Source organism: Pseudomonas sp. DE0157 (assembly GCF_007678615.1).
Lineage (GTDB): Bacteria > Pseudomonadota > Gammaproteobacteria > Pseudomonadales > Pseudomonadaceae > Aquipseudomonas > Aquipseudomonas parafulva_B.
On record NZ_VEJN01000002.1, the window covers coordinates 295,895 to 308,126 of the forward strand.

General features: G+C 62.8%; 15 protein-coding genes and 1 other RNA gene. 6 read left to right on the forward strand and 10 right to left on the reverse strand.

Translation table 11 applies throughout. The annotated features are described in order from the left end of the window. Positions 1-21: 21 nt before the first annotated feature. From FS777_RS04080 to FS777_RS04100, 5 genes are read right to left on the reverse strand one after another with little or no spacing between them, the layout of a single operon-like run. Positions 22-1,245: a 2-octaprenyl-3-methyl-6-methoxy-1,4-benzoquinol hydroxylase gene (locus tag FS777_RS04080; RefSeq protein ID WP_145254082.1), complete on the reverse strand. Its 1,224-nt coding sequence runs from the start codon at positions 1,243-1,245 to the stop codon at positions 22-24. A gap of 3 nt (positions 1,246-1,248) precedes the next feature. Further along, positions 1,249-1,731, reverse strand: a complete 483-nt coding sequence (locus FS777_RS04085; RefSeq protein WP_058638188.1) for a DUF4442 domain-containing protein — start codon at positions 1,729-1,731, stop codon at positions 1,249-1,251. After that, positions 1,728-2,927: a 2-octaprenyl-6-methoxyphenyl hydroxylase gene (gene ubiH / locus FS777_RS04090; RefSeq protein ID WP_058638189.1), complete on the reverse strand. Its 1,200-nt coding sequence runs from the start codon at positions 2,925-2,927 to the stop codon at positions 1,728-1,730. The genes FS777_RS04085 and ubiH overlap by 4 nt, the downstream gene beginning before the upstream one ends. Continuing rightward, positions 2,924-4,258, reverse strand: coding sequence for a Xaa-Pro aminopeptidase (gene pepP / locus FS777_RS04095; protein WP_058602826.1), 1,335 nt, complete (start codon positions 4,256-4,258; stop codon positions 2,924-2,926). Before pepP ends, ubiH begins: the two co-directional genes overlap by 4 nt. Positions 4,259-4,277: 19 nt before the next feature. Beyond that, the gene (locus FS777_RS04100; RefSeq protein WP_027913422.1) at positions 4,278-4,832 is read right to left on the reverse strand and encodes a YecA family protein; all 555 of its coding nucleotides are present in this window, start codon (positions 4,830-4,832) and stop codon (positions 4,278-4,280) included. 181 nt (positions 4,833-5,013) lie between these two features. Here FS777_RS04100 and FS777_RS04105 point away from each other — a divergent pair, with 181 nt between their 5' ends. The 4 genes from FS777_RS04105 to FS777_RS04120 all read left to right on the forward strand — a co-directional run bounded on the left by FS777_RS04105 (position 5,014) and on the right by FS777_RS04120 (position 6,398). Further along, positions 5,014-5,196, forward strand: a complete 183-nt coding sequence (locus FS777_RS04105; RefSeq protein WP_033693939.1) for a TIGR02449 family protein — start codon at positions 5,014-5,016, stop codon at positions 5,194-5,196. After that, entirely contained in the window at positions 5,193-5,513 is a 321-nt protein-coding gene (locus tag FS777_RS04110; protein WP_023532287.1) for a cell division protein ZapA, read from the forward strand. The genes FS777_RS04105 and FS777_RS04110 overlap by 4 nt, the downstream gene beginning before the upstream one ends. 17 nt (positions 5,514-5,530) lie before the next feature. Beyond that, positions 5,531-5,710, forward strand: a non-coding RNA gene (ssrS, locus tag FS777_RS04115) — 6S RNA. A gap of 79 nt (positions 5,711-5,789) precedes the next feature. Then, a complete protein-coding gene (locus FS777_RS04120; protein WP_058602825.1) occupies positions 5,790-6,398 on the forward strand; it encodes a 5-formyltetrahydrofolate cyclo-ligase in 609 nt (202 codons plus the stop codon). A gap of 16 nt (positions 6,399-6,414) precedes the next feature. Here the strand turns inward: FS777_RS04120 and FS777_RS21360 are convergent, their stop codons facing one another. Beyond that, positions 6,415-6,567 carry a hypothetical protein gene (locus FS777_RS21360; protein ID WP_023532702.1) on the reverse strand — a complete coding sequence of 51 codons (153 nt, stop codon included), beginning with the start codon at positions 6,565-6,567 and terminating at the stop codon, positions 6,415-6,417. Positions 6,568-6,745: 178 nt separating this feature from the next. On the opposite strand from FS777_RS21360, the gene FS777_RS04125 reads away from it, so the two are divergent. Further along, complete coding sequence (locus tag FS777_RS04125) at positions 6,746-7,195, forward strand: EVE domain-containing protein (RefSeq protein WP_058638191.1); 450 nt, start codon at positions 6,746-6,748, stop codon at positions 7,193-7,195. Between the two features lie 71 nt (positions 7,196-7,266). On the opposite strand, the gene FS777_RS04130 is transcribed toward FS777_RS04125, so the two are convergent. After that, positions 7,267-7,671, reverse strand: a complete 405-nt coding sequence (locus tag FS777_RS04130; protein WP_058638192.1) for a flagellar basal body-associated protein FliL — start codon at positions 7,669-7,671, stop codon at positions 7,267-7,269. A gap of 158 nt (positions 7,672-7,829) precedes the next feature. On the opposite strand from FS777_RS04130, the gene FS777_RS04135 reads away from it, so the two are divergent. Next, positions 7,830-8,813 (forward strand): NADPH:quinone oxidoreductase family protein, encoded by a 984-nt coding sequence (locus tag FS777_RS04135; protein ID WP_058638193.1) that lies wholly within the window; start codon positions 7,830-7,832, stop codon positions 8,811-8,813. Here FS777_RS04135 and FS777_RS04140 read toward each other — a convergent pair whose 3' ends face one another. The 3 genes from FS777_RS04140 to ubiD form a co-directional block, all read right to left on the reverse strand. Beyond that, positions 8,814-9,464 (reverse strand): gamma-glutamylcyclotransferase, encoded by a 651-nt coding sequence (locus tag FS777_RS04140; RefSeq protein WP_058602821.1) that lies wholly within the window; start codon positions 9,462-9,464, stop codon positions 8,814-8,816. A gap of 265 nt (positions 9,465-9,729) precedes the next feature. Next, a complete protein-coding gene (locus FS777_RS04145; protein WP_058638194.1) occupies positions 9,730-10,698 on the reverse strand; it encodes a CDP-6-deoxy-delta-3,4-glucoseen reductase in 969 nt (322 codons plus the stop codon). After that, positions 10,698-12,164: a 4-hydroxy-3-polyprenylbenzoate decarboxylase gene (gene ubiD, locus FS777_RS04150; RefSeq protein WP_023532812.1), complete on the reverse strand. Its 1,467-nt coding sequence runs from the start codon at positions 12,162-12,164 to the stop codon at positions 10,698-10,700. Before ubiD ends, FS777_RS04145 begins: the two co-directional genes overlap by 1 nt. Positions 12,165-12,232: the final 68 nt, after the last annotated feature.

Below are 12,232 nucleotides of genomic sequence, written 5' to 3' on the forward strand. Positions count from 1 at the left end.
ACAGTAGGCCCTGAGCAGCCTTCACGCCTTGGCAAGATCCGGCAAGTCGCCACTCAAGCCGAGCGCCTGGCGCACGAATACGGCTTTTGCCTCCGGCAACTGCTCGACCAGCTTCAAGCCACTGTTGCGCAGCCAGCGCAGCGGCAACTTGTCGGCCTGGAACAGCCGCTCGAATCCTTCCATGGCTGCCATCAGCGCCAGGTTGTGCGGCATGCGTCGACGCTCATAGCGGCTCAGCACCTTGACATCGGCCAGCCTTTCCCCCCGCTTGCAGGCGTCCATCAGGACTTCGGCCAGTACCGCCGCGTCAAGGAACCCCAGGTTCACCCCTTGCCCTGCCAGCGGATGAATGGTGTGGGCCGCATCACCGATCAACGCAAGGCCGGCTTCCACGTATCGCTTGGCATGCCGCTGGCGCAGGGGTACGCACAGCCGCGGGTCAGCTTGCAGCACCGTTCCGAGGCGGCCCTCGAATGCACGCTCCAGCGCCCTGAGGAAGGCTGGCTCATCCAGCGCCATCAGCCGCTCGGCCTCGACCGGCGTGGTTGACCACACGATCGAGCACCAGTCCTGCTTGCCGTCTCGGGTCAAAGGGAGGAAGGCGAGCGGGCCATCGTCGGTGAAGCGTTGCCAGGCGGTGGCTTGGTGATTTTGGGCACAACGCACGCTGGTGACGATGGCGTGGTGCAAGTAATCCCACTCGCGCGTTTCACACCCAGCCAGGCGGCGAACCGCAGAATGAGCACCGTCGGCAGCCACGACCAGCGGTGCGCGCAGCTGCCGGCCGTCGTGCAGCGTCATCAGCCAGTCATCGCCGGAATGGCGCAGCTGTTCCATGCGCGCATTGGGCAGCAGGCCGATGTCGCTGTCATGCAGGCGTTCGAGCAAGGCATCCTGCACCACTTTGTTCTCGACGATATGGCCCAGCACCTGCGCATGCACGCTGGTGGCGGAAAAGTGAATCTGCCCAGTGCCACTGCCATCCCAAACCTGCATATTGGAATAGGGCGTCGCGCGCCGCCGTGCAATGCCCTCCCAAGCGCCCAGGCGGTCGAGAATACGCTGGCTAGCCGCGGACAACGCACTGACCCTGGGCTCGAACGGCGCCTTGGCGTCGAACGGCCTGACTGCCAGGGGGCCGCCATCGAGCAGCAGCACCTGCAGACCGCTATGGCGCAATGCGAGCGCCAGCGCGCTGCCGACCATACCAGCACCTACGATCAGAACATCTGCGCGTGTTTCCATGCCTTACGCCAGCCTCGCTTGCGGCTTGAGCCGCACGTATAGGGTTTTATCGACCCGCGCCACCAGTTCACCAGCGCCGTCGCGGATATCGACCTGCAAACGGGGCAGGCATTTCTTGCCAGTGGCGGTCTGCTGGCGGATATCGTCCAGCAGCGCGTCATCGACATGGAACTCGGCATACACAGGGCCCTTGCCAGGGGTGATGAAATCGATGCTGGCGGCCTTGTCCCAGACGATGTAGTCGCGCCCCAGCCGTTCGATGAGCAAGAGCATGTAGAACGGGTCGACCATGGCGTAGAGGCTGCCACCGAACTGGGTGCCCACGTAGTTGCGGTTCCAGCGGGTAAGCTTCATCGCCACCCGGATGCTGCGCATGTCAGGGCTAATGTGCTGCACACGGATACCTGCGCCCAGGTAAGGCGGATACAGGTTCAGCATCCAGCGCAGGACGCGCGCACGCCGGGCCAGTTTGCGTGGGTTGTTCATGCCTTGCCCCGTACATCGGAACGCGTACCCAGGCCCATGGCCTGACGGGCGAACCAGCTTTTGGCCGGTGGCAGCAGGTCAAGGCCCAGCAAACCCAGGTTACGGCCTGCGGCGAGCAAAGGCTGGCCGCTGCCGAACAGCCGCGTCACCTGATCGGAAAACCCGATGGTCAGCGTTTGATCCAGGCGCTGGCGCTTGCCATAAGCCTGCAAGGTCGCAAGGTCACCTGGCCGTTGCGGCCCTGCAAGCAGCGCCTCGGCAAGGGACTGCACATCCCGCAGTGACAGGTTGAATCCCTGCCCCGCGATGGGGTGCAGGCTGTGCGCAGCGTTACCTAGCACGACCAGGTGGGGACGGATCTGCTCCTGCGCCTCGATTAGCGACAGCGGGTACAGATGCCGTACGCCTACCTGCCGAAGGGTGCCCAGGCGGTAACCGAAGACGCCCTGCAATTCACGCAGGAAACTGCGCTCATCCATGTCAGCCAGGCGCTGCGCATCCATGCCCTGCCGTGTCCAGACCAGCGCGCAGCGGTTTTCCGGTAACGGCAGCAAGGCCATGGGACCGGCTTCGGTGAAGCGCTCGAAGGCCTGCCCGCGGTGAGGCTCGCCGGGGGTGATGTTGGCGATCAATGCGCTTTGTTCGTAAGGGGTATGGCAGACGTGAATACCCAGTTGCTCACGCAGGCCCGAGCGGCCACCATCGGCCAGCACCGCCAGGTCGCAGTCAATGTGCGTGTCGTCATTGAGGCGCAGACGGTAACCGCCCTCGATAGCCTGCATCGACGTCACTTCCGCCGGGCAGCGCCAACTGACCACATCGCTGTCCAGGCCCTGCCACAGGCATTGCCCGAGCCAGGCATTCTCGACCACGTAGCCCAAGGCCGGAACGCCTTCTTCCCTCGCATCCAGGCGGGTGGCACCAAAGCGCCCCCGGTCCGAGACATGAATTTGGGCGATCGGTTCGGCACGCCGCTCGATGGCAGGCCACAAGCCCAGTCGATCGTAGATCTGGCGGGTACCGAACGACAGCGCCGAAGAACGCGCATCGTAGCTAGGCTGGAAGCTGTCGCCGGGGGCGAAGGGCTCAATGAGAAGGATTTTCCAACCACGCGCCTTGGCCCCTGCCTGCAGGGTCAGCGCCAAGCTGGCCCCAACCAGCCCGCCGCCGATGATCGCGAGATTCACCTGGGTCATAGGCTGGCCTGACGCGCGTCGTGCATCAACGCCTCGATCTCGGCGACGGTGCGGGGAACGCCCGATGTCAGGATTTCACAGCCTTGCCTGGTGACCACCACATCATCCTCGATCCGAATGCCGATGCCGCGCCATTTCTTGGCCACGCTTTCATTGTCGGCTGCTATGTAGATGCCGGGCTCGACGGTCAAGGCCATGCCTGGCTCGAGCACCCGCCACTCACCGCCCACCTTGTAATCGCCCACGTCATGCACATCCATGCCCAGCCAATGGCCGGCACGGTGCATGTAGAACGCCCGGTACGCCTCGCTCTCGATCAACGCCTGCACGTCGCCCTTGAGCAGACCCAGCTCAACCAGCCCTTCGGTGATCACCCGCACGGTGGCTTCATGGGCATGGTTCCAGTGCTTGCCCGGGGCGATTTCGGCAAACGCCGCTGCCTGGGCGCTGAGAACCAGCTCATAGATCGCCTTCTGCTCCGGTGAAAACCGCCCGCTGACGGGGAAGGTGCGGGTGATGTCACTGGCATAGCAATCGATTTCGCAGCCCGCGTCGATCAGGACCAGGTCGCCCTCTTTGAGCGGCGCGTCGTTCTGCTGGTAGTGCAGGATGCAACCATTGCGCCCTGCGGCGACGATCGACCCGTACGCCGGCATTTTTGCCCCGCCCTGGCGGAAGGCGTAATCGAGTTCGGCTTCCAGGCTGTACTCATGAAGGCCCGGGCGGCAAGCCTGCATCGCCCGTACATGGGCTTTGGCAGATATCTCGGCGGCCGTGCGCATCACTTTCACTTCCGCCGCCGATTTATACAGGCGCATGTCGTGCAGCAGGTGATCCAGGGCAACGAATTCGTTCGGGGGCTGTGCACCGAGGCGGGCCTTGGAGCGGATCACGTTGATCCAGTCCATCAGCCGGCGATCGAACTCGGGATTGCTGCCCATGGCGCTGTAGACGCGTTCGCGGCCTTCAATCAGGCCCGGCAGGATCTCGTCAATGTCGGCGATGGGAAACGCGTCGTCAGCACCGAAGTCGCGCACCGCACCTTCCTGACCGGCCCGCAAGCCGTCCCACAGCTCGCGCTCAGGATTGCGCTCGCGGCAGAACATCACGTATTCGCCATGCTCACGGCCAGGTATCAACGCAATGACCGCCTCGGGCTCGGGAAAACCACTGAGGTATTGAAAGTCGCTGTCCTGGCGATACACGTGCTCCACATCACGGTTGCGGATGGCAACGGCGGCGGCAGGCAGGATGGCAATGCTGTTGGGAACCATCTGCGCCATCAGCGCCTTGCGCCGGCGGGCATATTCGGCCTTGGGAATGCGGCTCATGGGCAGACTACCCCGTCGTTCAGTGCAGAGAAGGCTTGGGCGCAGGCGCTGCGGGCTTGGCCAGTTCGGAAAACAGCAGCAACGGCGCGACGCGCAGGTATTCCATCACTTCCATGTAATCGCTTTCGCCGTCCTCGGATTCTTCCAGCGCTTCCTGCACCTGGGAGATGGCCACCAGGTCCTGGAGCACTTCCTTGGCCTCGATGGACAGGTCTTTGCCACCGGCGTTCAGGCCGAAGCCTGTGATAAAGCCTTGGCACCACTGCCCCAGGGCGGTGGCGCGATCGGTCAGCGCAGCATCATCGGACGGCAGCAGCAGCACGATCGCCATGTCGTCGCTGGTAAGCTCGCCCTTGACCATTTCCTGCAGGCCGATCAGGGCATTGCGCACAGCGTCTTGCGGTTCGGTTTCCAGCAACTGGGCCGCATCGGCCAGCCAGCCGTCGGCATCGAAGCCGGCACCCGCACAGCTGCGGCCGATGAGCAGGCCGTGCAGTTCGGCGGGTGTGACGGGGTGGCCATTGCTGGAAAGCAGCATGGCGAAAGCAACGTAGGGCGATTGAGTATTGGGCATGGGCTGCTAGGCGCCGGAGGGCGCAATGACTAGAATGAAGGCCTTGTATCCTAGCACCGGCAGGCGCGCCAAGACCATCGGCACTGGCAGTCACGGCCCAGGGAGAGGCATCATCGCAAGATGAGTCAATGACGGAGCGAATCGAGTGCAACCCACGCAAGAGAACGACCTGCAGGCCCTGATGAGCCGATTCGAGCTGCTGATCGAGCGTGTCGAGCAACTTAAACGGCAAAATGCACTCCTAGTAGCTCAGGAAAAGTCCTGGCGCGAAGAGCGCGCCCACCTCATCGAAAAGAACGAGATCGCCAGGCGCAAGGTCGAGTCGATGATCTTGCGTCTCAAGGCCCTGGAGCAAGACTCATGAGTTCAAGCAATAGCGTCACCGTGCAGATCCTCGACAAGGAATACTCGATCATCTGCCCGCCCGAAGAGCGCAACAACCTGGTCAGTGCAGCTCACTACCTGGACAGCAAGATGCGCGAGATTCGCAGCAGCGGCAAGGTGATCGGTGCCGACCGCATCGCGGTCATGGCGGCGTTGAACATTACCCACGAGATGCTCCATCGCCAGGAAGACCGCAGCGCGGCTCCGGCCGGCGGGGCCACGCGCGAGCAGGTGCGCGATTTGCTGGACCGGGTCGACCAGGCGCTGTCCGACGAGACGGGTACCAAAAAAAACTGAGGTTGTTATACTGGCGCCACTCCCTGGTGGATGCGCCAGTCGGTTATGTCCCTGAGCCGATACGCACAACCACGGGGGTTGCACGCTGGGGCAGGTGTGCATGTCCGCTCGACGGAAAGCCTTAATGTCCCCTGCAATCTCCACCTTGAACTTTCGGGTTCAAGGGCTACACCGATAGCGGTCTTATCGGGGAGCCCGAATTCCTTTGCCCGCCACTCGGCGGGCAAGTCGTTTTGGCCGACAGCAATGGCCAGCACTTCTCGGATCGCCCGTGCCATGACCGACACCGCGACGCTCACCCGCCCTCAACTTCGCAGGCACCTGCGCAACGCGCGCCGGGCGCTCACGCCCGCCCAGCAGCGTCAGGCCGCTGCAGGCCTGTACCGTCTGCTGGCACAGCATCCACTCTTTCGCAAGGCCAGGCATATCGCCTTGTACCTGCCCAACGACGGCGAAATCGACCCTGCATTGTTGCTGCGCGAGGCGCAGCGTCGCGGCAAGCGCACGTACTTGCCGGTGCTGCATGCATGGCCACGCACCCGCATGGTGTTTCAGCGATTCGAGAAGGGCGAGAAGCTCACGCCCAACCGTTTCCGAATCCCTGAGCCGGCCACTGACCGCAGGCGTCAACGCCCGGTGTGGGCACTGGACCTGATTCTGCTGCCCCTGGTGGGCTTCGACGACGCGGGAGGGCGACTGGGCATGGGCGGTGGCTTCTATGATCGCAGCCTGGCTTACCTGGCCCGTCGGCAGACCTGGAAAAAACCACGGCTGCTAGGCTTGGCGCATGAGTGCCAGAAGGTCGAGCGGCTAGCACAAGCCAGTTGGGACGTGCCTTTGCAGGGAACGGTCTCGGATCGTCACTGGTACGTGGCACCGCGCTAAGCGGTGCCGGGAAGGGTCAGCGTTGCGCCTGACCAGCTTCGTATGGCATCTGGTAGGCGTTATCCAGCTTGCGCTCCCAGATCCCCTGCGCATAACCGGTGGTAACCACACCCAAGCCAAAGATGAACACCAGGACCCACAGCAGGTCCGGCTTTTTACGTTGATTCATCGACGATTGCCCCCCAGGCAAACTGTTCAGTGCTCGGCGACTTCTGGGTAGTACCTGAGCATCGCACCTCAAACGGGGCGCATTCTCCGACAACCTGAGCCACCACGCAAACGTTGACGTCAACCGGCCGTCGGTTTGATGGAACGAGTTATTTCAAAGCATTTCTGGAGCAAACAACATGGCCTATTGGCTGATGAAGTCCGAGCCCGACGAACTGTCGATTGAAGGCCTGGCTCACCTTGGCGAAGCTCGTTGGGACGGTGTACGCAATTACCAGGCGCGCAACTTTATGCGTGCGATGAGCGAGGGGGACACGTTCTTCTTCTACCATTCCAGCTGCCCTCAACCCGGCATCGCCGGCATTGCCAAGGTCATCCGCGCAGCCTATCCGGACCCCACTGCGCTGGACCCGCAGAGCCCTTACCACGATGCCAAGGCCACGCCCGACAAGAACCCGTGGAGTGCGGTAGACGTGGCCCACGTGCGGACCCTGCCGCGCGTGCTTGAGCTGGGCTGGTTGAAACAACAGCCAGCCCTGGCCGAGCTGGCGCTGGTACAAAAAGGCAGTCGCCTGTCGGTCATGCCGGTCACGGCCGAGCAGTGGACGGCCATCCTGGCGATGGTTTGAGGCACCTGCCCCGCTCCGGCATTCCCTTGAACCCCAGCCTTGAGTGGCTGACCGAAAACCGGGTCAGCCGCTCACTGGACGATCAGGTTGTTGAACAGCAGGTCCTCGACGATCGGCTTGCCCTCTTCGGTCTCCATCACCTGCTGAACCTGCTTTAGGGCCTCCTGACGTAAATGCTCCTTGGCCTCCACATTGCTCATGCTGTCCACGGTCTGTTGAGTGAACAGTGCGACGAGCTGGTTGCGGATCAGTGGTTCATGATGCTGTACCGCCTTGGCGGCCTCATCCCCGGTCACTCGCAATGCGACGTCCGCCTTGAACACCCGCAAGCGCGGACCACCATCGAGCGCATAGTTGCCCACGAACGGCGGCGTCAGCGTGATATAGGCCACCTTGGGCGCACCCTCCTTGCCCTCCTCGGCCACGGCTGCGGCGGGTAACACCAGTGCCAACACCATCAATATCCACGCTTTCACGAAATCGCTCCTCTATTCAGGTGGCGCCAGCTTAACCAGCACATCGTTCAAACCCAAGCCTGGGCTTATGCCGGCCCATCAGGACAAGCCATGCTCGTTGACCCAACTGGCGGCCCTCCTACACTTATCGGCCATTACCCGCAAAGGAATAGGCCACGATGAAAGCGCTGCTATGCAAGCACCTGGGCCCGGCCCGCGAACTGGTCCTGGAAGACGTGCCCAGCCCAACGCCCAAGCCCAACGAAGTGCTGTTGAACGTGCAGGCGGCTGGGGTCAACTTTCCCGATACCTTGATCATAGAAGGTAAATACCAGTTTCAGCCGCCCTTGCCCTTCTCACCGGGTGGAGAGGCCGCGGGCACGGTCGCAGCCGTCGGCGCCAAGGTGGGCGCCTTCAAGGTGGGTGACCGGGTCATGGCACTGACCGGCTGGGGTGCTTTTGCCGAGCAAGTGGCAGTGCCCGCCTCCAACGTAATGCCCGTGCCAGCCAGCATGGACTTCATCACCGCCGCCGCATTCGGCATGACCTACGGCACCTCGATGCACGCCTTGCACCAGCGCGGTCGATTGCAAACCGGCGAGACCTTGCTGGTATTGGGCGCGTCCGGCGGGGTGGGCCTGGCGGCGGTCGAGATCGGCAAAGCCATGGGGGCGCGGGTCATCGCGGCTGCCAGCAGTGCGCAAAAGCTCGCGGTGGCCCGTGCCGCTGGGGCCGATGACCTGATCGACTACAGCCAGGACAATCTGCGCGAGGCCATCAAGCGTCTGACCGATGGCAAAGGTGTGGATGTGATTTACGATCCGGTAGGCGGCGAACTGTTCGAGCACGCCGTGAGGGGCCTGGCGTGGAACGGTAGGTTGTTGGTAGTGGGTTTTGCCAGCGGCACCATTCCCCAATTGGCAGCCAACCTTGTGCTGCTCAAGGGGGCGGCGGTACTGGGCGTCTTCTGGGGCGCGTTTGCCCAGCGCCAACCCGAGGATAACGCGGCCAACTTCAAGCAGCTGTTTGCCTGGCACGCGCAGGGCAAATTGAAGCCTCTCGTTTCACAGACATACGCCCTGGCCGACGCGGGTGCGGCCATCGAAACGCTGGGCCAGCGCCAGGCGGTCGGCAAGCTGGTGGTGGTGCCGCCGCGTGCGTGATCACCGTTCGCGCAGATCGTGACAGCGCCTGAAGCGCGCTTCCAGGTTGCGATCAGGCATATGGTGGCTGCGCAGGGCATGAAGGGTCTGCTCGACGTAATCGCGCGTGGTGCCATAACGCCCTTTGGCGCTGGCCAGTATGTGGCTGAGCACGTTATCCGGCAGATTGCCCGCGTAGCAAGGCAGGTGCCGCTCCAACACGAACCCCAGGGCCTGCACCCTGCTGCCATCGTCGAGTCGACAGTTGAGCCAGTGGGGGCGGTAGGCGGGGTAAGGCATTTCGCGTTGCCACAGGGCTCGCAGCGATGCATCGAGTGTCGCGTCATCCAGCCTGTAGGCAAAGCCGCTGCACGAGCCGCCTCGATCCAGGCCAAACACCAAACCTGGGGTTTCGGGCGTGCCACGGTGCTCGTGCGACCACAGGTACAAGCCCCGGTGGTAACCGTGCACCCGCGCACGTCGACGCTCCACCGCGCTGCACTCGGGCCGCCAGATCAAAGAGCCATAGGCAAACAGCCACACCGGCCCGCCCTGGTGACGGGACATGGCGGCTTGCATGGAGTGATGCAATTGCTCGTGGGTCAGTTGCTGACCAAAATCGAGCGAAGGGGGGTATGTGACTTGCCAGGATGACCGTTCGAGCGCCGACATAAGCTGCCGCTATGATTCCCTGTTAACAAAGCATGTAACGTGACCGAGCCTGATGCGTTGTCACTGCGTCGTTGACCAGAACCCTCAGGCAAGTCATTCACGGCAGTCGCGCCAGGCGGTGTATAAGCTAAGTCAGGGCAAGGGGCTGAACAAGTGCATGCAGTGATTTTCACGTCAGGCGCCGACGACCGGCCGTGCAGCGCGTTACCTGCTTACGGGGTGGCGCGGGCAGCCACAGGGGCGCCACGCACCGCGATGGAATTCCTCAGCCGCGAGGCGCGTAGGCGAACACGTCCGCACGCATGCGGTGCGCATCCATGCCAGCGTCCACCAGTGCATCGAGCGTTGCGTAGATCATGTTCGGCGAGCCACTGGCGTACACATGAACGCTGTTGAGGTCGGGGATGTCCTCGCAAACCGCTTCGTGCAGCATCCCGCAACGGCCTTCCCAGCCGCACAGGTCGCTAACCACCTGGTGCAGGTACAGGTTAGGCAAACTCAGCCACTGATCCCAATGCTCGATCTGGTAGAAGTCTTCCGGGCGTCGTACGCCCCAGTACAAGTGAACAGGGTGCTTGAAGCCCTGAGCGCGGCAGTGCTCCACAAGGCTGTGCATCTGGCCCATGCCGGTACCGGCGGCGATAAGCACCAATGGCCCGTCCGGCAGTTCGGCCAGGTGGGTATCGCCAAAGGGCATTTCGATGCGAGCCAGGCGATCGCGCTGCAATTGCTCGATCAACTGCACGGCACTGGGCTCGCGCGCCAGTACATGCAATTCAAGCTCGCGTCCGGAATGGGGAGCGCAAGCCAGCGAAAAAGCGGCCGGCTTACCCGCTTCGCGTTCGATCATCAAATACTGCCCAGCATGGTAGCGCGGCGGCTTGCCCGCAGGGGCCAACAGCCGCACGCGCCAGACGTCGCCACCCACTTCACGGCATTCACTGACCGTGCAGGTCAGCTTGCGCACCGGCAGCTCGCCCAGGGCGAGCACGCCGTCCCACAGCAGGATGCAATCCTCGAGCGGCTCGGCGATGCAGGTGAACAATTCGCCATGGTCCCGGACTTCTCCGTTCTGGCGCACGCTGCCTTCGACCAGCAATGCAGCGCAGACATGGCAGTTGCCATTACGGCAGCTGTTGGGGCAGTCATAACCCAGCCGACGCGCACCTTCCAGGATCCGTTCCCCGGGCTCTAGCGTCAGCACTGCTCCGGACGGCTGCAACGTTACCTGCATCAATCTATTCCCAACTGATCCCACAGCTCATCGATACGCCGGGTGACGGCTTCGTCCTTGACGATGACTCGCCCCCACTCGCGTGTAGTTTCGCCCGGCCACTTGTGCGTGGCATCCAGGCCCATTTTCGATCCCAGGCCCGACACCGGAGAGGCAAAATCCAGGTAGTCGATCGGCGTGTTGTCGATCATCACCGTATCACGCTTGGGGTCCATGCGTGTGGTGATGGCCCAGATCACGTCGTTCCAGTCGCGGGCGTTGATGTCGTCGTCGGTCACGATAACGAACTTGGTGTACATGAACTGTCGCAGGAACGACCACACACCCAGCATCACGCGCTTGGCATGCCCTGGGTACTGCTTCTTCATGGTCACCACCGCCATGCGGTAGGAGCACCCCTCTGGCGGCAGGTAGAAATCGACGATTTCCGGGAACTGCTTCTGCAGGATCGGCACGAACACTTCGTTCAGCGCCACCCCGAGAATGGCCGGCTCATCCGGCGGCCGGCCGGTGTAGGTGCTGTGATAGATCGGCTTTTGCCGATGGGTGATGCGCTCGACGGTGAACACCGGGAAACTGTCCACTTCGTTGTAGTACCCGGTATGGTCCCCATACGGGCCTTCAGGCGCCATCTCGCCCGGGTGAATGACCCCTTCGAGGATGATCTCGGCCGTGGCCGGCACCTGCAGATTGCTGCCGCGGCACTTGACCAGCTCGGTGCGATTACCCCGCAACAGGCCCGCGAAGGCGTATTCGGAAAGCGTATCGGGAACCGGGGTCACTGCACCCAGGATAGTGGCAGGGTCTGCCCCCAACGCCACGGCCACTGGGAACGGCTGGCCAGGGTTTTTTTCACACCACTCACGGTAGTCCAGGGCGCCACCACGGTGGCTGAGCCATCGCATGATCACTTTGTTGCGACCAATCACCTGCTGCCGGTAGATACCCAGGTTCTGGCGGTCCTTGTTCGGACCGCGCGTTACGGTCAGGCCCCAGGTGATCAGCGGTGCCACATCGCCCGGCCAGCAATGCTGGATCGGCAATGCGCCAAGGTCCACGTCCTCTCCTTCGAGCACCACTTCCTGGCAAACGGCGTCCTTGACCACCTTGGGCGCCATCGACACCACTTTCTTGAAGATCGGCAGCTTGGACCAGGCGTCCTTGAGCCCTTTGGGAGGCTCAGGCTCTTTGAGAAAAGCCAGCAGCTTGCCGATCTCGCGCAGCTCATCGACCGACTCGGCACCCATGCCCATGGCCACCCGTTCAGGCGTACCGAACAGGTTGCCCAGTACGGGAATGTCGAAGCCGGTCGGCTTTTCGAACAACAGCGCAGGGCCTTTGGCACGCAGGGTGCGATCGCAGACCTCGGTCATTTCCAGCACTGGGGAGATCGGGACCTGGATGCGCTTGAGCTCGCCGCGCTGTTCCAGGCCACGAATGAAGTCGCGCAAGTCGCGATACTGCATGCATGAGCCTCGTGTTGGCCGTATCGATCGGGGGTTCAGAGTGTAGCGCCGTTCAGCGTGCAATGGTC

Bases quoted from the DNA above. Each gene is read 5' to 3' on its own strand.
- FS777_RS04135 (WP_058638193.1), top strand. From the start codon at position 7,830: ATGAAAGCGCTGCTATGCAAGCACCTGGGCCCGGCCCGCGAACTGGTC.
- FS777_RS04120 (WP_058602825.1), top strand. From the start codon at position 5,790: ATGACCGACACCGCGACGCTCACCCGCCCTCAACTTCGCAGGCACCTG.
- FS777_RS04110 (WP_023532287.1), top strand. From the start codon at position 5,193: ATGAGTTCAAGCAATAGCGTCACCGTGCAGATCCTCGACAAGGAATAC.
- FS777_RS04085 (WP_058638188.1), bottom strand. From the start codon at position 1,731: ATGAACAACCCACGCAAACTGGCCCGGCGTGCGCGCGTCCTGCGCTGG.
- FS777_RS04080 (WP_145254082.1), bottom strand. From the start codon at position 1,245: ATGGAAACACGCGCAGATGTTCTGATCGTAGGTGCTGGTATGGTCGGC.
- pepP (WP_058602826.1), bottom strand. From the start codon at position 4,258: ATGAGCCGCATTCCCAAGGCCGAATATGCCCGCCGGCGCAAGGCGCTG.
- ubiD (WP_023532812.1), bottom strand. From the start codon at position 12,164: ATGCAGTATCGCGACTTGCGCGACTTCATTCGTGGCCTGGAACAGCGC.
- FS777_RS21360 (WP_023532702.1), bottom strand. From the start codon at position 6,567: ATGAATCAACGTAAAAAGCCGGACCTGCTGTGGGTCCTGGTGTTCATC.
- FS777_RS04145 (WP_058638194.1), bottom strand. From the start codon at position 10,698: ATGCAGGTAACGTTGCAGCCGTCCGGAGCAGTGCTGACGCTAGAGCCC.
- FS777_RS04100 (WP_027913422.1), bottom strand. From the start codon at position 4,832: ATGCCCAATACTCAATCGCCCTACGTTGCTTTCGCCATGCTGCTTTCC.
- FS777_RS04125 (WP_058638191.1), top strand. From the start codon at position 6,746: ATGGCCTATTGGCTGATGAAGTCCGAGCCCGACGAACTGTCGATTGAA.
- FS777_RS04140 (WP_058602821.1), bottom strand. From the start codon at position 9,464: ATGTCGGCGCTCGAACGGTCATCCTGGCAAGTCACATACCCCCCTTCG.
- FS777_RS04105 (WP_033693939.1), top strand. From the start codon at position 5,014: ATGAGCCGATTCGAGCTGCTGATCGAGCGTGTCGAGCAACTTAAACGG.
- ubiH (WP_058638189.1), bottom strand. From the start codon at position 2,927: ATGACCCAGGTGAATCTCGCGATCATCGGCGGCGGGCTGGTTGGGGCC.